General features: G+C 74.1%; 1 protein-coding gene. It reads left to right on the forward strand.

Translation table 11 applies throughout. The features are described 5' to 3' along the window. Positions 1-51 precede the first annotated feature (51 nt). Positions 52-23,967, forward strand: a complete 23,916-nt coding sequence (locus tag ACLQ2N_RS29245; RefSeq protein WP_425817596.1) for a non-ribosomal peptide synthase/polyketide synthase — start codon at positions 52-54, stop codon at positions 23,965-23,967. Position 23,968 lies beyond the last annotated feature (1 nt).

Raw genomic sequence — 23,968 nt, forward strand, 5'->3', positions numbered from 1 at the left:
CGGCCGGTGCCCCCTGCGCGCATGCCCTTTCACACCTCTGGAGGTACCCCCTTGTCCCGTCGTGACGGCGACGTCCTTCCCCTGACCGCGGCCCAGCGCGAGATCTGGCTCGCCGAGCAGAGCTCGCCGACGCCCATCCCGGGCTACCGCGTCGGTGAGTGCCTGGAGATCCACGGGCCGGTCGATCCGCGGCTGTTCGACGCCGCGCTGCGCCAGGTCGTGGGCGAGGTCGACGCCCTGCACGTGACTTTCACCGACGAGGGCGACGGCCCGCGCCAGATCCTCCGGGAAACCTGGGACTGGGCGCCGGTGCACCTCGATTTCGGGGCGGAGGCAGACCCCCGGGCCGCGGCCGACGAGTGGATGGAGCGCGACCTCGCCCGCCCGCTGGACCTGACCCGTGACGCGCTGTTCGGCCACGCGCTGATCCGGCTGTCGCCGACGGAACACCTCTGGTATCTGAACTACCACCACGTGGTCCTGGACGCGATCAGCGCCTCGATGGTGCGCGAGCGCGTCGGTGAGGTGTACTCGGCACTCGCGGAGGACGCCGCCGTCCCGCCGTCCCCGTTCGGCACGCTGCGGGACCTGGTCGACAGCGACGCCGAGTACCGCGCCTCCGACGCCTTCACGGCGGACCGTGCCTACTGGAACGAACGTTTCGCCGGTCTGCCCGCCCCGACACGGCTGACCGACACCTCCGCGACCGACCCGCACCGGGTCCTGCGCGTGGCCGGCGAGCGGGAACTGCGGGACCCGGAGGCCCTGCGGGCGGCGGCCACCCGGGCCGGTGTCAGGTGGTCCCGGGTGGTGATCGCGGCCACCGCGCTCTACGCCCACCGGCTGAGCGGCGCCCAGGACGTGGTCCTCGCCCTGCCCGTCACCGCCCGCCGGGGCTCCGGCCGTGACCTGATGTCCGTCCCCGGCACGATGTCCAACGTGGTGCCGCTCCGGCTGACCGTGCGGCCCGACATGCCGTGGGGCGAGCTCGTGGCCCAGGTGGCGAACGAGGTCGAGGCGGCCGTCGCGCACGAGCGGTACCGCGGAGAGGACCTGCTCCGCGACCTCGGAGCGCCCGGGGGCATCGGCACGGCGTTCCCGCTGATCGTCAACATCATGGCCTTCCACGCCAGGCCCAGCTTCGCCGGCCACCCCGCGTCCGTGCACCATTTCGTCTCCGGCTCGACCACCGACCTCGCCGTCTGGCTGTTCGACTACCGGGACGGCAACCCCCCGCTGCTCAGGCTGCACGGCGCGCCGGACGCGTACGGCGACCACGACCTCGCCGCACACCAGGGACGGCTGCTCGCCCTGCTCGACGCGGTGGCGGACCTCGATCCGGACGAGACGGTGGGCGGGGTCGACCTGCTCACGGCCGAGGAGCACCGCGGGGTGGCGGCGCTGGGGACCGGGCCGACGGAAACTCCCCCGGCTGCCGGCCTGCCGGAGCTGTTCCGGGAGCAGGTGCGGACGATTCCGGACCTGACGGCGCTCGTGTGCGGTGAGGTGTCTCTGTCCTACGCAGAGTTGGACGCACGGGCGAACCGTTTGGCCCATGCGCTGATGGCGCGCGGGGCGGGCCCCGAGCGGCTGGTCGCGGTGGCGTTGCCGAGGTCGGCCGACCTGGTGGTGGCGATTCTGGCGGTGCTGAAGTCGGGCGCCGCGTATGTGCCGGTGGACCCGGAGTACCCGGCCGCCCGGATCGCGTACCTCTTGGACGACACCCGTCCGGTCCTCACCTTGACCGACACCCGCACGCTCGGCCGCCTGCCGGAGGGGGCGAGCGACCGGCTGGTGCTCGACGACGCGGAGACGGCGGCGGAGATCGGGAACCGCCCCGCCACCGACCCGATGGTGGCGGTCGACGCGCGTCACCCCGCCTACGTCATCCACACCTCCGGGTCCACCGGCCGTCCCAAGGGCGTCGTCGCGACGCACGGCGGTCTGGCCGACCTGCTCACCGACCACCGGAAGGCGCTGTTCGCGCCGCTGTTGCAGGACCGGCGACGGCTGCGCGTGGCGCTCACCACCTCGGTGTCCTTCGACGCCTCCTGGAACCAGCTCATGGCTCCCTTCGCGGGCCATGAGCTGCACGTCCTGGACCGGGAGACCTGGACGGACCCGGAGGCGTTCGTCGCGTACGCGGCAGACCGTGCCCTGGACTATGTCGAGGCCACCCCCTCGTACCTCCAAGACCTCGTGGCACACGGCCTCCTGGGCGAGGGGCGACCTGGCCCGGCGCTGGTCGCGGCCGGTGGCGAGGCCGTCCCGCAGCAGCTGTGGGAGCGGTTGCGAGCGGCGGACGGCACGCACTGCCTCAACCTGTACGGACCCTCCGAGTGCACGGTCAACTCGGTCACCGCGGCCGTGGCGTCGAGCCCGCGCCCGGTGATCGGCCGCCCCGTGACCAACGCCAGGCTGTACGTGCTGGACGGTGCGCTGCGGCCCGTGCCCGGTGGTGTGGCGGGTGAGCTGTACATCGCGGGCACGGGGGTGGCGCGTGGCTACCTCAACCGGCCGGGGCTGACGGCCGGGAGGTTCGTGGCGGACCCGTTCGGTGCGGACGGTGCGCGGATGTACCGCACGGGTGACCTGGTGCGCTGGAACGCCGAGGGCGACCTCGAGTTCCTGGGACGTACGGACGACCAGGTCAAGGTGCGCGGTTTCCGCATCGAACCCGGCGAGATCGAGGCAGTTCTCGCCGAGCACCCCGGTCTCGCCCGCACCGCCGTCACCGTGCGCACCGACGACGAACCCCTCCTCGTCGCCTACGTCGTGCCCGCCGCCGGACAGGACGTCCGGACGGAAGCCCTGCGGGCCTGGGTCCGCGACCGGCTGCCCGCGTACCTGGTGCCGTCGGCGATCGTGGTCCTGGAGGCCCTGCCGCTCACCCCGAACGGCAAGCTGGACCGGCGCGCCCTTCCCGCCCCCGGGCACCGGCCCACCGCACCGGGCCGCGCCCCGCGCAGCGCGGTCGAGCACCGGCTCGCCGGGCTGTTCGCCGAGGTGCTGGGCGTCACCGAGGTCGGGCTGGACGACGGCTTCTTCGACCTCGGCGGACACTCCCTGCTCGGCACCCGGCTCATCGCCCGGGCCCGGTCCGTGCTGGGCGTGGAGCTGCGGCTCAGCGACCTGTTCGACGCGCCGACGGTGGCCCGGCTGGCGGCCAGGGCCGACGCGGCCGCCCAGGCGCGCCCGGCGCTGGGCCGGCGCGAGCGGCCCGAGACCGTGCCGCTGTCCTTCGCGCAGCGCCGGCTGTGGTTCCTGCACCGGATGGAGGGCCCGAGCGCCACGTACAACATCCCGCTGGCGCTGCGGCTGACCGGAAGCCTGGACGAGCGCGCCCTGGAAGCCGCCCTGGCGGACGTGGTCGAACGCCACGAGACCCTGCGCACCGTCTTCCCCTCGGTCGCCGGAGTGCCGTGCCAGCGGGTGCTGGACCCCGAAGCGGCCCGGCCCCGGCTCCGGGTGACCGAGACCGGCGAGCGCGAACTGCCCGCCCGGCTGGCCGAGGCGGCGGCGCGGGGCTTCGAGCTCTCCGGCGAACCGCCGCTGCGCGCCGAGCTGTTCCGGCTCGGCGACGAGGAGCACGTCCTCCTGCTCGTCGTCCACCACATCGCCGGCGACGGCTGGTCGACGGGCCCGCTCTCGCAGGACCTGACGACCGCCTACGCGGCCCGGCGCGAGGGCGCGAAGCCGCAGTGGTCGCCGCTGCCGGTCCAGTACGCCGACTACACCCTGTGGCAGCGGGAACTGCTGGGCGACGACGGCGACCCGGACAGCCTGCGGAGCGACCAGCTCGCCTACTGGCGCGAGCGGCTGGCGGGCCTGCCCGACCAGATCGAGCTGCCCTTCGACCGGCCCAGGCCCGAGGCGATGTCCTACCGGGGGGCCCAGCTGCCGGTGCGCGTCGACGCGGAGCTGCACGAGGACCTGCGCGCCCTCGCCCGCGACGGCGGGGCCAGCCTCTTCATGGTGCTCCAGGCCGGTCTGGCCGCGCTGCTCGGCAAGCTGGGCGCCGGCACCGACGTCCCGATCGGCACCCCCGTCGCGGGCCGCACCGATGAGGCCCTGGACGACCTCGTGGGCTTCTTCGTCAACACACTGGTGCTGCGCACCGACCTGTCCGGCGACCCGACGTTCACCGAACTCCTCGGCCGGGTGCGCTCCGAGGCGCTGGCCGCGTACGCGCACCAGGACGTGCCGTTCGAGCACCTGGTCGAGGCGCTGAACCCGGCGCGGACCCTGGCGCACCACCCCCTCTTCCAGACGATGCTCACCCTCCAGAACGCGCCCTCCGGCACCTTCGACCTGCCGCGGCTGCGGGTGGCGTCCGACCTGGTCCCCACCGGCACGGCCAAGTGCGACCTGACCTTCGTCCTCGCCGAACAGCCCGGCGGAGGCGGTCTGTCGGGCGTCGTGGAGTACAGCACGGACCTGTTCGACGCGGCCACCGTCACCGGCATCGTCGAGCGCTGGCTGCGGCTGCTGCGCGCCGTCGCCGCCGACCCCGGACGGCGCATCGGCCAGGTGGACGTGGTGTCCGCCGACGAACTCCGGGCACTGCTGCCGGCCGGTCAGGGCGGGGAAGCGCCGCAGCACAGCCTTCCCGCCCTGTTCGAGCGGCAGGTGCGGGCCGATCCGGACGCCGTCGCCCTGACGGACGGCACGGTCACCCTTACGTACGGCGGCCTGAACGCACGCGCCAACCGGCTGGCGCACGCCCTGATCGAACGGGGTGTAGGCCCCGAGCAGTTGGTGGCGCTGAAGCTCCCGCGCTCGGCGGAGCTGGTCGTGGCGGTGCTCGCGGTGCTCAAGGCAGGTGCCGCCTATGTGCCGGTGGACCCGGAGTACCCGGCCGCCCGCATCGCCTACCTGTTCGAGGACACCCGGCCGTCCCTGCTCCTGACGACGAGCCAGGTGGGTGCGGAGGAGGGTGTGGACCTGCTGCTCCTGGACACCGCTGACCTCGACGGGCTGCCGGACACGGACCCGGGAGTGGCCGTCGACCCGGCCCACGCCGCCTACGTCATCCACACCTCCGGCTCCACCGGGAAGCCCAAGGGCGTCGTGATCCCGCACCGCAACGTGGTGCGCCTCTTCGACACCACACGCGAGCGGTTCGGATTCGGCTCCGACGACGTGTGGACGCTCTTCCACTCCTACGCCTTCGACTTCTCCGTCTGGGAGCTGTGGGGTCCCCTGCTGCACGGCGGGCGCCTGGTGGTCGTGGACCACGAGACCAGCCGCTCGCCCGGCCGGTTCCTGGACCTGCTCGCCCGTGAACGCGTGACGGTGCTCAACCAGACGCCGTCCGCCTTCCACCAGCTCGTGCAGGCCGACGCCGAGGACCCCGAGACCGGCCGGCGGCTTGCCCTGCGCACGGTCGTCTTCGGCGGCGAGGCACTGGAGCACGCCCGGCTGGCCAGCTGGTTCGAGCGCCATCCGCAGGACGCGCCGCGCCTCGTCAACATGTACGGCATCACCGAGACCACGGTGCACGTCACGTACGCGGAACTCGGCCGCACCGCCACCGTTCCCGGGGACATCGGCACCCCCCTTCCCGACCTCTGGGCGTACGTCCTCGACGCCGGCCTGCGCCCGGTCGCGCCGGGCGTCCCCGGCGAGCTGTACGTCGCGGGGGCCGGCCTGGCACGCGGCTACCTGAACCGGCCCGGGCTGACCGCCGGGCGCTTCGTGGCCGACCCGTACGGACCCGCGGGCTCACGGATGTACCGCAGCGGCGACGTGGTGCGCCGCGCCGCGGACGGCACTCTGAGCTACGTCGGCCGGGCCGACCAGCAGGTGAAGGTGCGCGGCTTCCGCATCGAGCTCGGCGAGATCGAGGCGGCCCTGGCCGCACACCCGGACGTCGCGCAGGCCGCCGTCCTCGCCCGACAGGACCGGGCCGACGACACCCGGCTCGCCGCGTACCTCGTACCGGCCGCCGGCGCGGCCCCGCACCCCTCCGCCCTGCGCGCGTACCTGCGCGAGCGGCTGCCGGAGCACATGGTGCCCTCGGCGTTCGTCACGCTGGACGCCCTGCCGCTGACCGTCAACGGCAAGCTGGACCACCGCGCCCTGCCCGCCCCCGACCTCACCCCGGCGACCACGTCCCGCGCCCCGCGCACCGCGCAGGAGCAGATCCTCTGCGAGCTGTTCGCCGAGGTCCTGGGGGCGCCGTCGGCCGGTGTGGACGACGGCTTCTTCGACCTCGGCGGGCACTCCCTGCTCGCCACCCGCCTCGCCGCCCGGATCCGCGCGACGCTCGGCGTGGAGATGCCGCTGCGTACGCTCTTCGAGGCGCCGACCCCGGCTGCCCTGGCCGCCGCCCTCCGCGCCGCCGGTCCGGCGCAGACCGCCCTGGCGCGCCGCGAGCGCCCCGGGATGATCCCGCTGTCGTTCGCGCAGCGCCGCCTGTGGTTCCTGCACCAGCTGGAAGGCGCGGGTACGAACTACCACATCTCCCTCGCCTGGCGGCTCACCGGCGACCTGGACCGGCAGGCTCTGGAGGCCGCCGTCGCGGACGTCGTCGCCCGGCACGAGAGCCTGCGCACCGTGTTCCCGGCGGTGGACGGCGTCCCGCACCAGCGGGTGCTGGACGTGGACGACGCCCGGCCGCGCCTGTCCGTGCGCCAGGCCACCGAGGCCGGCCTGCCGGACCTGATGGCGGCGGCGCGGGACCGGCGGTTCGACCTGGCCGCCGACATGCCGCTGCGCGCCGAGCTGTTCGCCCTCGCACCGGACGACCACGTCCTCCACCTGGTGCTCCACCACATCGCGGGCGACGGCTGGTCGCTGAGCCCCCTCGCGCAGGGCCTGACCGACGCCTACACGGCGCGCCGCGGCGGCAGGGCCCCGCAGTGGGCGCCGCTTCCCGTCCAGTACGCCGACTACGCCCTGTGGCAGCACGAACTGCTCGGCGACTCCGCCGACCGGGGCAGCCTGCTCGCCGGACAGGCCGACTACTGGACCCGGCAGCTCGCCGGGCTCCCCGAGCTGATCGAGCTGCCCGCCGACCGGCCCCGCCCGGCGGTCGCCTCGCACCGCGGCGGCTCCGTGCACGCCGGCCTGGACGCCGAGCTGCACCGGGGTCTCCGCGAGCTGGCCCGCGCCCACGGGACGAGCCTCTTCATGGTGCTCCAGGCGGGGCTGGCCGCACTGCTGAGCAAGCTGGGGGCCGGCGACGACATCCCGGTCGGCAGCCCGGTCGCCGGCCGGACCGACCAGGCGCAGGACGAGCTGGTCGGCTACTTCGTCAACACCCTGGTCTTCCGCACCGACACCTCGGGCGACCCGACGTTCGCCGAGCTGCTGGACCGGGTCCGGGACACCGCGCTCGCCGGGTACGCCCACCAGGACGTGCCGTTCGAATACCTGGTCGAGGTGTTGAACCCGTCCCGGTCGCTCGCGCACCACCCGCTGTTCCAGGTCATGCTGGTGCTCCAGAACGCGCCCCGGGCCGACTTCGCACCGCCCGGACTGCGCGTCGAGGACATGCCGTCCGCGTCGTCCACGGCCAAGCTGGACCTGATCTTCACGATGGCCGAGCGGCACACGGAGGACGGCTCCCCGGACGGGCTCGACGGGTCCGTCGAGTACGCCGACGACCTCTACGACCCGGCCACCGTCGAGACGATGCTCGCCCGCTGGGAGCGGCTGCTGCGCATCGCGGTCGCCGACCCCCGGCAGCCGCTCAGCCGGCTCGACCTGCTCACCGCCGACGAGCACGACGCGCTCACGGCCCTGGGCACCGGCCCTGAGGCCCCGGCCCGTGCCGAAACGCTGCCGGAGCTGTTCCGGGAGCAGGTGCGGACGGCTCCGGACCTCACGGCACTCGTGTGCGGTGAGGTGTCCTTGTCGTACGCCGAGCTGGACGCACGGGCGAACCGGCTGGCGCATGCGCTGAGGGCGCGGGGTGCGGGTCCTGAGCGGTTGGTCGCGGTGGCGTTGCCGAGGTCGGCGGACCTGGTGGTGGCGATCCTCGCGGTGCTGAAGTCGGGTGCGGCGTATGTGCCGGTGGATCCGGAGTATCCGGCCGCTCGGATCGCGTACCTCCTGGATGACGCCCGGCCGGTCCTGACGCTGACCGACAGCCGGGTCCAGGACCGGCTGCCGCGGGAGACCGGCGACCGGTTGGTGCTCGACGACCCGGAGACCTCCGAACTGGTCGGAAGCTGCCCCGCCACCGACCCGATGGTGCCGGTCGATGCCGCCCAGCCGGTCTACGTCATCTACACCTCCGGGTCCACCGGCCGCCCCAAGGGCGTCGTCGTGACGCACACCGGCCTGGTCAGCCTGTACGCCAACCAGGGCCCCCTGGTCTCGCCGACGGGGGAGCGGCTGCGCGTCGGGCTGACCACGTCCGTGTCGTTCGACGCCTCCTGCGACCAGCTCTTCGCCGTGTTCGCCGGGCATGAGCTGCACGTCCTGGACGAGGAGACCTGGACCGACCCGGCGGCCTACCTCGCGTACGCCGTGCGGGCCGGGCTGGACACCATCGGCGGTACCCCGTCCTACCTGCACGTCCTGGTCGACCACGGGCTGCTCGACCACCCCCGGTGGCGCCCCGCGCTGGTCGCGCTGGGCGGGGAACCCGTGCCCGAGCAGCTCTGGGAGCGGTTGAGGGCCGCCGACGGGGTGCGCGCGCTCAACTACTACGGCCCCTCCGAGTGCACGGTCGACTCGGTCGTCACACCGCTGGCATCGAGCCCGCGCCCGGTGATCGGCCGCCCGATGGGCGGTACCCGGCTGTATGTGCTCGACGGTGCGTTGCGGCCCGTGCCGGGCGGTGTGGCGGGTGAGCTGTACCTCGCGGGTACGGGGGTGGCGCGTGGCTACCTCAACCGGCCGGGGCTGACGGCCGGGAGGTTCGTGGCGGACCCGTTCGGCGCGGGCGGCGCGCGGATGTACCGCACGGGTGACCTGGTCCGCTGGGACGCGAACGGGAACCTTGAGTTCCTCGGCCGTACGGACGACCAGGTCAAGGTGCGCGGTTTCCGCATCGAACTCGGCGAGATCGAGGCCGTCCTCGGCGAACACCCCGGCCTCGCCCGCACCGCCGTGGTCGTCCGGCGGGACGGGGCCCGGGGCTCCCGGCTCATCGCGTACGTGCAACCCGCCGCCGGCGCCGCGCCGCAGACCGAGGAGCTGCGGGCGCACCTGCGCGAGCGGCTGCCGGACTACATGGTGCCGGCCGTCTTCGTCCCGCTCGACGTGCTGCCGCTGACCCCCAACGGCAAGCTGGACCGGCGTGCCCTGCCCGAGCCCGACGCGTCCACGACGGCCGGCCGGGCGCCGCGCACGCCCGAGGAACACGTGCTGGCCGGGCTGTTCGCCGAGGTGCTGGGCGTGCCACGGGTCGGCGCCGACGACGACTTCTTCGACCTCGGCGGGCACTCCCTGCTCGCCACCCGGCTCGTCGCCCGTGTCCGCGCCACGCTGAACGTGGAACTGGCCCTGCCGACCCTCTTCCGTACGCCGACCGTGGCCGGACTGGCCGCCGGACTGGGCACCGCCGGCCGGGCCCGGCCCGCACTGGAACGGGCGGACCGCCCCGAGCGGGTGCCGCTGTCCTCCGCGCAGCGGCGCCTCTGGTTCCTGCGCCAGCTGGAGGGCGCCGAATCCGTCTACAACATGCCCCTCGCCTGGCGGCTCACCGGTCCGCTGGACCCGGCGGCACTCGAAGCGGCGCTGGGCGACCTCGTGGACCGGCACGAAACCCTCCGTACGGTCTTCCCGGCCCAGGACGGGGTGCCGTACCAGCAGGTGCGGGCCGCCGGCGACGCCCACCCGGCCCTGGCGGTGACCCCGGCCGACGAACCGAACCTGACGGCGCTGCTGACGGCCGCCGCCGGGCGAGGCTTCGACCTCGCCGCCGAACCGCCCCTGCGCGCCGAGCTGTTCGCGGTCGCGCCGGACGAGCATGTGCTGCTCCTGGTGATGCACCACATCGCCGGCGACGGCTGGTCGCTCGGCCCGCTGGCCGCGGACCTGGCCACCGCCTACGCGGCACGCGTCCGTGGCGAGGCCCCCCGATGGGCGCCGCTTCCCGTGCAGTACGCCGACTACACCCTGTGGCAGCACGGACTGCTCGGTGACGCCGCCGACGAGGACAGCCTGCTCGCCCGCCAGACCGACTACTGGACGCGGACGCTCGCGGGCCTGCCGGAGCAGATCCGGCTCCCCGCCGACCGCTCACGCCCCGCCGTCCCTTCCAGCTCCGGCGGCCGGCTCGCGGTCGAGCTGGACGCGGAACTCCACGCCGGGCTGGTCCGGCTGGGCCGCGAGCACGGCGCCAGCGTGTACATGGTGCTCCAGGCCGCCCTGGCCTCCCTGCTGGACAAGCTGGGTGCGGGCAAGGACATCCCGGTCGGCAGCCTCATCGCCGGCCGTACCGACCAGGCGCTCGACGACCTCGTCGGGTTCTTCGTCAACACGCTGGTCCTGCGCACCGACACCTCGGGCGACCCCACGTTCGCCCAACTGCTGGGCCGGGTCCGGGAGAACGCGCTCGGCGCGTACGCCCATCAGGACCTGCCGTTCGAGTTGGTCGTGGAGGCGCTGAACCCGTCCAGGTCGCTCACCCGCCAGCCGCTGTTCCAGGTGGTGCTGGCGCTCCAGAACGTGCCCCGCACCGACTTCGCGCTGAGCGGGCTGGCCACCGAACCCGTCCTCGTTGGGACACCGACGACGATGTTCGACCTCGGCTTCCACCTGCTGGAGCGCGGCGGCCCCGGCGCCGCCGAGGGCATCGTCGGGCGCGTCGAGTACAGCACCGACCTGTTCGACCCCGCCACCGTGGAGGCACTGGTCGCCCGCTGGCTGCGGCTCCTCGCGGCGGTCGTCGCCGAACCGGGGCTGCCGCTCAGCCGGATCGACGTCCTCACCGCCGACGAACGCCACGAGCTGCTCGCCGCCCGCAACGACACCGCCCGCCCGGCCGCCGACGCGACCCTGTCCGGACTCTTCGAGGAGCGGGTCCGGGCCACCCCGGACGCCCCGGCCGTGGTCTTCGAGGACACCGTGCTGTCGTACGGCGAGCTGAACCGCCGGGCCAACCGCCTCGCCCATGCGCTGATCGCGCGCGGAGTGGGCCCCGAGCAGATCGTCGCCCTCCGGCTGCCGCGCTCCGCCGAGCTGGTGGTCGCGGTCCTCGCGGTGCTCAAGACGGGCGCGGCGTACCTGCCGGTGGACCCCGGCTATCCCGCCGCCCGTATCGCGTACATGGTGGAGGACGCGCGCCCGGCCGTGGTGCTCGACGACCTCGACGGCGTGACGCCGGCCGGCACGCTGCCGGAACACGACCCGGGTGTGCGAGCGGACCCGCGCCACCCGGCCTACGTCATCTACACCTCCGGCTCCACCGGACGGCCCAAGGCCGTCGTCATGCCCGCCGCCGCCCTGCTCAACCTGCTGGCCTGGCATCACCGCGCCGTAGGCGGCCGGCCCGGCACGCGCACCGCGCAGTTCACCGCGATCAGCTTCGACGTCTCCGTGCAGGAGATGCTGTCCGCGCTGCTGTACGGCAAGACCCTGGTGGTGCCCACCGAGGAGCAGCGCCACAGCGCCGAACTCCTCGCCCACTGGCTGGAGCGCCACCGCGTCGAGGAGCTGTTCGCGCCGAACCTGGTGGTCGAGGCGCTGGCCGAAGCCGCCGAAGAGGCCGGTCTCGACCTGCCGCACCTGCGGCTCGTCGCCCAGGCCGGGGAGGCGATGCGGCTGGGTGGTGCCGTACGCCGTTTCGCCGCCCGGCCCGGCCGGGTGCTGCACAACCACTACGGGCCCGCCGAGACCCACGTCATCACCGCCTACGCGCTGCCGGCCGACCCCGCGGACTGCCCGCGGCCCGTGCCGATCGGCCGCCCGGTCGACAACTGCCGGGTGTACGTGCTGGACGAGGCCCTGCGTCCCGTCGCCCCCGGCGTCCTGGGCGAGCTGTACCTCGCCGGAACGGGCCTCGCCCGCGGCTACCTCGACCGGCCCGGGCTGAGCGCCGGACGCTTCGTCGCCGATCCGTACGGGCCGGCCGGCGCGCGCATGTACCGCACCGGCGACCTGGTCCGTTGGGGAGCCCACGGCGAGCTGGAATTCGCCGGCCGGGTCGACCACCAGGTCAAGGTGCGCGGCTTCCGCATCGAGCCCGGCGAGATCGAGGCCGAGCTGACCGCGCACCCGGGTGTCTCCCAGGTCGCGGTCCTCGCTCGGGAGGACCGGATCGTCGCCTACGTCGTCCCGTCGGACCCGGCCGCGACGACCCCGGCCGCGCTGGCCGCCTACCTGGACGACCGGGTGCCGGAGTATCTGGTGCCGTCCGCGTTCGTGCTGCTCGACGCCTTGCCGTTGACGCCGAACGGGAAGCTGGACCGGGCGGCGCTGCCCGCGCCCGACGCGGTGTCCACGGGGGGCGGCCGGGCGCCGCGCACCCCGCAGGAGCAGATCCTGTGCGAGCTGTTCGCCGACGTCCTGGGCCTCGCCCGGGTCGGGGCCGACGACGACTTCTTCGCGCTCGGGGGGCACTCCCTGCTCGCCACCCGGCTCGTCTCCCGGGTCCGGGCGACCCTCGGGATCGAACTGGAGCTGCGCGCCCTCTTCCGGACCCCGACACCGGCCGGGCTGGCGGCCGGGCTGCGCGACGCGGGCACCGCGCGCCGTGCTCTCGTGCCCCGACCCCGGCGCGAGATGCTGCCGCTGTCGTTCGCCCAGCGCCGTCTCTGGTTCCTCCAGCAGTTCGGCGCGCCGAGCGCCACCTACCACATGCCGCTGGCCCTCCGGCTCTCCGGGGATCTCGACCGGGACGCGCTCGGCGCCGCCCTGGTGGACGTGATGACCCGGCACGAGACCCTGCGCACGGTGTTCCCGCACACGGGAGGCATTCCGCACCAGCGCGTGCTGGACACCGCCGAGGTCGGCGCCCCGCTGACCGTGCGGCCGGCCGGTGAGTCCGAGGTGCCCGCGCTGCTGCGTGAAGCGGCCGTGCGCGGCTTCGACCTGACCACGGAAGTCCCCTTGCGCGCCGAGCTGTTCGCGGTCGCGCCGGACGAGCACGTGCTGCTCCTCGTCATGCACCACATCGTCGGCGACGGCTGGTCCATGGGCCCGCTCGCCCGCGACCTGGCCGCCGCCTACACCACCCGGCGGGGCGGCGGGGAGCCGGAGTGGCCGCCGCTGCCGGTGACGTACGCCGACTACACCCTGTGGCAGCACGAGATCCTCGGCGACGAGAACGACGCCGACAGCCTCTTCTCCCGTCAGGTCGCCTACTGGCAGCGGACGCTGGCGGGCCTGCCCGAACAGCTGCAGCTTCCCGCCGACCGGCCGCGCCCGGCCGTCATGTCGTATGCCGGTGACGTGCTGGAACTCCGCATCGACGCCGCACTGCATGCGCGGCTGGCGGAATTGTCGCGGCGGTCCGGCGCCACCCTCTTCATGGTGTTGCAGGCGGGTCTGGCGGCGTTGTACACGCGGTTGGGTGCGGGGACGGACATCGCGATCGGGAGTCCGATCGCGGGGCGTACCGACGAGGCGCTGGACGATCTGGTCGGGTTCTTCGTCAATACGCTGGTGTTGCGTACGGACACCAGTGGTGATCCGAGTTTCGGTGAATTGCTGGGGCGGGTGCGGGAGACGGCTCTGTCCGCGTACGCGCATCAGGATGTGCCGTTCGAGCATCTGGTGGAGGCGCTGAACCCGTCCCGGTCCCTGTCCCACCACCCCCTCTTCCAGACCGGTCTCGTCGTGCAGAACGCGCCGGGCGGGGCCTTCGACCTCCCCGGCCTCCAGGTCTCCGCGCTGCCTGTGCTCACCGGGACCGCGCGGCTCGACCTGACCTTCGGGTTCGCGGAGGAGTACGGGCCCGACGGCGAGCCGGCCGGCCTCAGCGGTGCCGTGGAGTACAGCACGGACCTGTTCGACCGCGCGACGGTCGAGGCGCTGGCCGCCAGGTGGACCAGGCTGCTGGCCGAGGTGGCCGCCGCACCGGAGCGCCCGATCGGCGCCATCGATCTACTGTCCGCCGAGGAGCGCGGCGAGCTGCTGCCCGCCGCGGCGGACGGCGCTGCCGGGGCGAGCCTGCCGGAGCTGTTCGCGGCGCGGGTGGCGGCGACCCCGGACGCGCTCGCTCTCGTCTGTGGTGACGTGGAGTTGACGTATCGTCAGCTGGATTGCCGGTCGAACCGGTTCGCTCATGCGTTGATGGCGCGTGGGGTGGGTCCGGAGCAGGTGGTGGCGGTGGCTCTGCCGAGGTCGGTGGAGTCGGTCGTGGCGGTGCTGGGTGTGCTGAAGGTCGGTGCGGCGTATCTGCCGGTGGACCCGGCGTATCCGCAGGCGCGGATCGCGTACATGCTGGACGACGCCCGTCCGGCGTGGGTGGTCGATGACCCCGCCATGGTGGCGGAGGGCGACTGGCCGGAGACCGGCCCGGAGGTCGTGCTCGATGCGCGGCACCCGGCCTATGTCATCTACACCTCCGGCTCCACCGGCCGCCCCAAGGGTGTCGTCGTGAGCCACGCCGGTGTGTCGCGGCTGGCGGCGGTGCAGGCCGACCGGCTCGGGGTGGCGGCGGGGAGCCGGGTGCTCCAGTTCGCCTCGCCCAGTTTCGACGCGTCGTTCTGGGACCTGAGCAGCGCGCTGCTGACCGGCGCCGCGCTCGTCCTCGCCCCCGCCGACGCCCCGCTGGACGCCCTGACGGACGCGGGGCTCGCCGTCACCCATGTGACGCTGCCGCCCTCGGCCCTCGCCGCGCTGGGCGACGCCGACCTCACGGCTTCCACCCTGGTGGTGGCGGGCGAGGCGTGCTCGCCCGAACTGGTCGAGCGGTGGGCGCCCGGGCGCCGGATGATCAACGCGTACGGCCCGACCGAGACCACGGTCTGCGCGACCATGAGCGACCCGCTCGTCCCGGGGACCGGTGTGCCGCCGATCGGCCGCCCGGTCGCGGACTTCCGGACCTACGTACTGGACGAGCGGCTGCGCCCCGTCCCGCCGGGCGTGACCGGCGAGCTGTACGTCGCCGGGCCCGGCCTGGCACGCGGCTACCTGGGCCGCCCGGGCCTGACGGCGGGACGGTTCACGGCCTGCCCGTTCGGACCGCGGGGTGCGCGGATGTACCGCACCGGCGACCTGGTCCGGCGGCGCGCCGACGGCGAGCTGGAGTACGCCGGCCGCGCCGACCAGCAGGTGAAGGTGCGCGGCTTCCGGATCGAGCCGGGCGAGGTCGAGGCCGCGCTGGCCGCGCACCCCGGCGTCGCCCAGGCCGCCGTCGTGGCCCGGGACGACCGGCTCGTCGGCTACGTGGTGCCGGGGTCCGCCTCGACGGCACGTCCCGCAGAGCTGGCCACCCACCTGCGCGAGCGGCTGCCGGACTACCTGGTGCCGTCCGCGTTCGTGCTGCTCGGCGCCTTGCCGTTGACGCCGAACGGGAAGCTGGACCGGGCGGCGCTGCCCGCGCCCGACGCGGTGTCCACGGGGGGCGGCCGGGCGCCGCGCACCCCGCAGGAGCAGATCCTCGCCGAGCTGTTCGCCGAGGTCCTCGATGTGCCCCGGGTCTCGGTGGACGACGACTTCTTCGACCTGGGCGGGCACTCCCTGCTCGCCACCAGGCTGGTCGCCCGGGTGCGCTCGGTGCTCGGGGCCGAGCTCGGGCTGCGCGCCCTCTTCCAGGCGCCCACCGTGGCCGGCCTGGCCGGGATGCTCGCGGCGGCCGACGGGGTGCGGCCGGCGCTCACCGCGTACGAGCGGCCCGACGCGGTGCCGCTGTCCTTCGCCCAGCGCCGCCTGTGGTTCCTCCACCGCATGGACGCCGCCGCCGCCACGTACCACATTCCGCTGGCGCTCCAGCTGACCGGAACGCTCGACCGCGGCGCGCTCGACCAGGCGCTGGCCGACGTGGTGGCCCGGCACGAGAGCCTGCGGACGGTGTTCCAGGAGGTCGACGGCGTACCCTGCCAGCGCCTGCTGGACCCGGCCGCCGTCCGGCTCCGGGCCCGCCCGGCCGGGGTGCCGGCGGACGAACTTCCGCACCTGCTGGCCGAGTCCGCCCGGCAGCCCTTCGACCTGGCGGCCGAACCTCCGCTGCGGGCCGAGCTGTTCGCGGTCACGCCGGACGAGCACGTGCTGCTCCTCGTCATGCACCACATCGCCGCAGACGGCTGGTCCACCGGGCCGCTGGCCCGCGACCTCGCCGAGGCGTACGCGGCACGCTGCGAGGGCCGGACGGCGGACCGGCCGGCGCTGCCGGTCCAGTACGCCGACTACACGCTCTGGCAGCGCGACCTGCTCGGTGACCCCGCCGATCCCGAGAGCCGGTTCGCCGAACAACTCGGCTACTGGAAGCGGCAACTGGCCGACCTGCCGGAACTGCTTCCCCTGCCCACCGACCGCCCCCGCCCGGCCGTCGCCGGCTGGCAGGGCGATCACATCGGCCTGGAACTCGACACCGAACTGCACACCGCACTGGCCGACTTGGCCAGGCGGACGGGAACCAGCCTGTTCATGGTGTTGCAGGCGGGTCTGGCGGCGCTGTACACGCGGTTGGGTGCGGGGACGGACATCGCGATCGGGAGTCCGATCGCGGGGCGTACCGACGAGGCGCTGGACGATCTGGTCGGGTTCTTCGTGAACACGTTGGTGTTGCGGACGGACACGAGTGGTGATCCGGGTTTCGGTGAGCTGCTGGGGCGGGTGCGGGAGACGGCGTTGTCGGCGTACGCGCATCAGGATGTGCCCTTCGAGCATCTGGTGGAGGCGCTGAACCCGTCCCGGTCCCTGTCCCACCACCCCCTCTTCCAGACCATCCTGGCCGTGCAGAACGCCCCGGCCGGCCGGTTCTCGCTGCCCGGCCTGGACGTCACGACCTACGCGGTCGCGACCGGCACCGCGAAGTTCGACCTCGGTGTCAGCATGGTCGAGCGGTTCGGCCCGGACGGGGCCCCGGCCGGGATCGTCGGCGCCGTCGAGTACGCCACCGACCTGTTCGACCGTACGACGGTGGAGGTGTTGGTCCGGCGCTGGACGCTCCTGCTGAAGGCCGTCACCGCGGACCCGGAACAGCCGATCGGCGCGATCGACCTCCTCGACCCCGAGGAGCGGTACGAGCTGCTGGAACGGGACAACGCGACCGCCCGCGACGTCGGTGCGGTCCCGCTGCCCCGGGCCTTCGCGGCCCAGGTGGCGGCGACCCCGGACGCGCTCGCTCTCGTCTGTGGTGACGTGGAGTTGACGTATCGTCAGCTGGATTGCCGGTCGAACCGGTTCGCTCATGCGTTGATGGCGCGTGGGGTGGGTCCGGAGCAGGTGGTGGCGGTGGCTCTGCCGAGGTCGGTGGAGTCGGTCGTGGCGGTGCTGGGTGTGCTGAAGGCCGGTGCGGCGTATCTGCCGGTGGACCCGGCGTATCCGCAGGCGCGGATCGCGTACATGCTGGACGACGCCCGTCCGGCGTGGGTGGTCGATGACCCCGCCATGGTGGCGGAGGGCGACTGGCCGGAGACCGGCCCGGAGGTCGTGCTCGATGCGCGGCACCCGGCCTATGTCATCTACACCTCCGGCTCCACCGGCCGCCCCAAGGGTGTCGTCGTCGGACACGGCGGCGTGGCCAGCCTGGTCGCCGGGCAGATCGAGCGCTTCGCCGTCGAACCCGACAGCCGTGTCCTCCAGTTCGCCTCGCCCAGCTTCGACGCCTCGGTGTCGGAGATCTGCACCGCCCTGCTCAGCGGCGCTGCCCTGGTACTGCCCCCGGCGGCCGGGCCGCTCGCCGCAGTCACCGACCCGGACCTCGGCATCACCCACGTCACCGTGCCGCCGTCCGTCCTGGCCGCCGTGCCGGACGGGGCCGTGACCGCGTCGACGCTGGTCGTGGCGGGCGAGGCGTGCTCGCAGGAACTGGTGGCGCGGTGGGCACCCGGACGCCGGATGATCAACGCGTACGGCCCGACCGAGACCACCGTCTGCGCGACCATGAGCGACCCGCTCGTCCCGGGGACCGGTGTGCCCCCGATCGGCCGGCCCATCGCCAACGCCCGGGTGTACGTGCTGGACGACCGGCTGCGGCCGGTGCCGCCCGGCGTCACAGGCGAGCTGTACGTCGCGGGCGCGGGCCTCGCCCGGGGATACCTGAACCGGCCCGCGCTGACGGCCGGCAGGTTCGTCGCCTGCCCGTTCGCACCCGGTGAGCGCATGTACCGCACCGGCGACCTGGTCCGGAGGCTGAGCGACGGGCAGCTGGAGTACGCAGGCCGCGCCGACGACCAGGTGAAGGTGCGCGGCTTCCGCGTCGAACCCGGCGAGATCGAGGCCGCGCTCGCCGCGCACCCCGCCGTCGCGCAGGCCGCCGTCCTCGCCCAGGACGACCGGCTCGTCGGCTACGTCGTCCCGCGCCAGGACACGGCCCGGGACAGCGGGCTCGAAGCGGACCAGGTGGGGGAGTGGCAGGACATCTACGACGCCCTGCCCATCGCCCCCGACACGGCACCCTTCGGCGACAACTTCGTAGGCTGGAACAGCAGTTACGACTCGCGGCCCATCCCCGAGGAGCAGATGCGGGAATGGCGCGACGCCACCGTGGCCCGCATCCTCGGCCTCGGCCCCCGACGAGTGCTCGAAGTCGGCGTCGGCACCGGCCTGTTGCTCTCCCAGATCGCGCCCCACTGCGAGACGTACTGGGCGACCGACTTCTCCGCCACCGCCATCGACGCGCTGACCGCCCAGGTGGCCGGGGAGGAGCGGCTCACCGGGCGCGTGGTGCTCCAGACCCGTCCGGCGCACGACACCGACGGGTTGCCGGCCGGCACGTTCGACACCATCGTCATCAACTCGGTGGTGCAGTACTTCCCCTCCGCCGACTACCTCGCCGACGTCATCCGCAAGCTGATGGGGCTGCTCGCCCCCGGTGGAGCGCTGTTCGTCGGAGACGTACGCAACCTGCGGCTGCTGCGTCCGTTCGCGACCGCCGTCCAGCTGCACCGGACGGGCGACGACGCCGACCCCGCCGCCGTACGCCGCGCGGTGGAGCAGGCGGTCAGGGTGGAGAAGGAACTCCTCGTCGACCCGGACTTCTTCACCGTCCTGCGGTCGCACGGTGCGGACATCGGCGCGGTGGCCGTGGAGATCAAGCGCGGCCGCCACCACAACGAACTGAGCCGCTACCGCTACGACGTCACCCTGCACAAGGCACCGGCCGCCCCGGAGCCCGCACCCCGGACCGAAGAGCTGGCCTGGGGGCGGGACATCACGGGCCCCGACGCCCTGCGCGACCTGCTCGCCGAACCGGCCGCCGGCCTCCTGCGGATCACCGGAGTCCCGAACCGCCGTGTCCTGCGGGAGGCCGCCCTGGCCCGCGCGCTGCACGAGGAGGACGGGCAACTTCCGGATCTGCTGGAACGGCTGCACGCCCCGGAGGAGGAGAACGGCCTCCCCGATCCCGAGGACTTCCACACCCTCGGCCGGGAGCACGGCCGCGCGGTGTCCGTCACATGGTCGGCCACCTCGGACGACGCCGTGGACGTGGTGTTCGCCGCCCCGGGGGCGCTCCACGGCTCCCCGGCCGGGTACCGGCGGGCCGGGAGCGCCGGCCGGGCGCTGTCCTCGCTGACCAACCGCCCGACCGGCAGCCGGAGCACCGGCGCCCTCCTCGGCGAACTCCGCGACTGGCTGCGCGAACGGCTTCCGGACCACCTGGTCCCCTCGGCGTTCGTGGCGCTCGACGCCCTGCCGCTGACGGCCAGCGGGAAGCTGGACCGGCGCGCACTGCCCGCGCCCGACCTCGGCCCCGCCGTGGGCGGACGCGCGCCCCGCACCCCGCAGGAGCAACTGCTCGCGGAGCTGTACGCCGAAGTCCTCGGACTCGCCCAGGTAGGGGTGGACGACAGCTTCTTCGACCTCGGCGGGCACTCGCTGCTCGCGACCCGCCTCGCCTCCCGGGTCCGGGCGACCCTCGGCGCGGAGCTGGAGGTCCGCACTCTCTTCGAGACCCCCACGGTGGCCGGTCTCGCGGCCCGCCTCGACGGAGCCGGAGCCGCTCGCCCCGCGCTGACCGCCCTGCCCCGCCCGGAGCGCGTGGAGCTGTCCTTCGCCCAGCGCCGGCTGTGGTTCCTGCACCGGATGGACGGGCCGAGCGCCACGTACAACATGCCGCTCGCGCTCAGCCTGACCGGCAGCCTCGACCGGCCCGCGCTGCACGCCGCGCTCGCGGACGTCGTCGCGCGGCACGAGAGCCTGCGCACGGTGTTCCGCGAGAGCGACGGAGCCCCGCACCAGGTCGTGCTGGACCCGGCGCAGGCACCCCCCGCGCTCCCCGTCGTGGACCTGGACGAGAGCGCGCTGCCCGGGCGCCTGGCCGAATCGGCACAGCGCGGCTTCGACCTGGCGGCGGAGCCCCCGGTCCGGGCCGAGCTGTTCGCGCTCGCCCCCGACCGGCACGTGCTGCTCGTCGTGGTGCACCACATCGCCGCCGACGGCTGGTCCATGGGACCGCTCTCCGCCGACCTCGCGACCGCGTACGCCGCCCGCTGCCGGGACGAGGAACCGGGCTGGTCCCCGCTGCCCGTGCAGTACGCCGACTACACCCGCTGGCAGCGCGACCTGCTCGGGGACGCCGGCGACCCGGACAGCCTCTTCGCCCGGCAGCTCGCCTACTGGCGCGAGGAGCTCGCCGGCATCCCGCAGCAGCTCCAGCTCCCCGCCGACCGGCCCCGGCCGCCCGTCGCCTCCCAGCGCGGCGACCGGGTCGTCGTCCGGCTCGACCCCGAGCTGCACCAGGCCCTGCGCGACCTGGCCACCGAACGCGGCGCCAGCATGTTCATGGTGCTGCAGGCCGGACTCGCCGCGCTGCTCACCCGGCTCGGCGCCGGCACGGACATCCCCGTCGGCAGCCCGATCGCCGGCCGCACCGACCAGGCGCTGGACGAGCTCGTCGGCTTCTTCGTCAACACCCTCGTCCTGCGCACCGACACCGGCGGTGACCCGGGCTTCGCCGAACTCCTCGGCCGGGTCCGGCAGAAGGCGCTCACCGCGTACGACCACCAGGACGTGCCGTTCGAGTACCTGGTGGAGGTGGCCAACCCGGTGCGGTCCCTGGCCCACCACCCGCTGTTCCAGGTCATGCTGGCCCTCCAGAACGCGCCGCTGGGCGACTTCGCCCTGCCCGGCCTGGAAACGGGCCACCTGGAGGCACCGACCGGGACCTCCCGGGTCGACCTCACCTTCAGCCTGGCCGAGCAGTTCCGCCCGGACGGCGGCGCCGACGGACTCGTCGGCGCGGTGGAATTCGCCACCGACCTGTTCGACGCCGGCACCGTGGAGCTGCTGTTCGAGCGCTGGGCCCGGCTGCTGCGGGCGGCGGTCGCCGACCCGGACCGGCCGCTGAGCCGGATCGACCTCATGTCCGCCGCCGAACGCCACCGGCTGCTCCACGAGTTCAACGACACCGCCGCGGAGCTGCCCCAGGACGCGGTTCCGGCGCTGTTCGCCCGGCAGGTGCGGGCCACCCCCGACGCCGTCGCCGTGGTGGCGGACGGCACCGAGCTGACCTACGCGCAGCTCGACCGGCGGGCCGACACGCTGGCGCGGGCCCTGATCCGCCAGGGCGTACGGCCCGAGACCCCGGTCGCCGTCATGCTCGACCGCTCGGCCGACCTGGTCGTGGCGATCCTGGCCGTCATCAAGGCGGGCGGCGCCTACGTCCCGCTCGACCCGCGCTTCCCGGCCTCCCGGATCGACCTGATCCTCCGGGAGAGCGGCGCCGCCCTGGTGCTCACCCGGGAGGTCGTGGCCGCGCTGGAGGGATCCGGACGCCACGAGCCCGACACCGTGGAAGTGCCGTGCGAACCAGGCCAGTTGGCGTACATCATGTACACCTCCGGCTCGACCGGGCGGCCGAAGGGCGTGGCCGTCACCCACCGGGACGTGGTGGGCCTCGCGCTGACCCCGGAGTGGCGGGGCGGCGGACACGAGCGGGTGCTGATGCACTCCCCGACCGCCTTCGACCTCTCCACGTACGAACTGTGGGTGCCGCTCCTCAGCGGCGGCCGGATCGTCGTCGCACCGCCCGGACAGCTCGACCTCGACCTGCTCCAGCACACCGTCGCCGCGCACGGGGTGACCGGACTCTGGCTGACCGCCGGGCTGTTCCGGCTCGTCGCCGAGGAACGCCCCGCACTGCTCGCCGGAGTGCGCGAGGTGTGGACCGGCGGTGACGTGGTCTCGCCGGCCGCTGTGGCCCGGGTCCTCGCCGCCTGCCCCGGTATCGAGGTCGTCAACGGCTACGGGCCCACCGAGGCCACCACCCTGGCCACCCGCCACCAGGTGCGCGGCCTCCCCGAGAACGCCGCGACCGTGCCGATCGGCGGGCCGATGGCGAACATGCGCGCCTACGTGCTCGACGACCGGCTGCGCCCGCTGCCGGCCGGACTGGTCGGCGAGCTCTACCTCGCCGGTACGGGGGTGGCGCGCGGCTACCTCGGGCGGCCCGGCCTCACCGCGGAGCGCTTCACCGCCGACCCGTACGGGCCCGCCGGGAGCCGCATGTACCGCACGGGCGACCTCGCCTCGTGGCGCCCCGACGGCACGCTGGACTTCGCCGGGCGCGTCGACCACCAGGTCAAGCTGCGCGGCCAGCGCATCGAACCCGGAGAGGTGGAAGCCGTCCTGGCGGGCTGCCCCGGAGTCGCCCAGGCGGCCGTCGTCGCCCGTGAGGACCGGCCCGGGGACAAGCGCCTCGTCGCCTACCTGGTGCCCGCCCCCGGCGCCGAGCCCGAGACCGCCGAACTGTCCGGCCGGCTGCGCCGCGAACTGCCCGACTTCATGGTCCCGGCAGCGTTCGTCACCGTGGACGCGCTGCCGCTGACCGCCAACGGCAAGCTGGACCGGGCCGCCCTACCGGCCCCGGACTACGGGACGTCGGGCGCGGGACGCGGGCCCCGGACCCCGCAGGAGCAGCTGCTGTGCGGGCTCTTCGCCGAAGTGCTGGGACGCGAACACGTGGGCATCGACGACGGCTTCTTCGACCTCGGCGGACACTCGCTGCTGGCCGCCCGGCTGGCCGCACGCGTCCGCGAGACCCTGGGCCTGGAACTGGGTCTGCGGATGCTGTTCGAGGCGCCGACCGTCGCCGGGCTCACCGGACGCCTCGCCATGGACAACCCGGACGACGCGCTCGACGTACTGCTTCCGCTGCGCTCGACCGGGACGGAGACACCCCTGTTCTGCGTCCACCCCGGCGGCGGCATCAGCTGGTCGTACAGCGGGCTGCTCAACCACGTCGGCCCGCAGCACCCGGTCTACGCCATCCAGGCCCGCGGCCTCGGACGCCCCGAACCGCTGCCGGAGTCGTACGAGGAGATGGCGGCCGACTACGCCGACCACATCCAGAAGATCCAGCCGCAGGGGCCGTACCTGCTGCTCGGCTGGTCCGCGGGCGGACTGATCGCCCACGCACTCGCCTGCGAGCTCCGGGCGCGCGGTGAACGGACCGCGCTCCTGGCCGTCCTCGACGCCTACCCGGTGAAGGACGTCCGGTTCGAGGACGAGCCCGTGCCCACCGTGCGGGACGTGCTCGTGGGCGTGCTCGACGTCGACCCGGCCGAGCTGGGCGACCGCGACATCACCTACGCCGAGGTCGCCGAGGTGCTGAACCGGCGCGGCAGCGCCCTCGCGGGGCTCGACGAGCGGCAGGTCGAGGTCATCGTGGACATCATGATCAACAACGCGAAGCTGGCGGTCGACTTCGTCCCCGGCCGGCACGACGGCGACCTGCTGCTGTTCAACTCCACGATCGACCGGGGCCAGGACGACGCCGGACCGGACGTCTGGCGCCCGTACATCACCGGCCGGATCGAATCCCACGAGATCACCACCCGGCACGACCAGATGACCCGGGCCGGCTCGCTGGCCCAGATCGGACCGGTCCTGGCCGCCAGGATCGCCGAGGCCACCGGTCACACCGGTGCCATCACCCTTTCCCCTCAGGAGGACTGAC

Source organism: Streptomyces sp. DT224 (assembly GCF_049844595.1).
Taxonomy (GTDB): Bacteria; Actinomycetota; Actinomycetes; order Streptomycetales; family Streptomycetaceae; genus Streptomyces.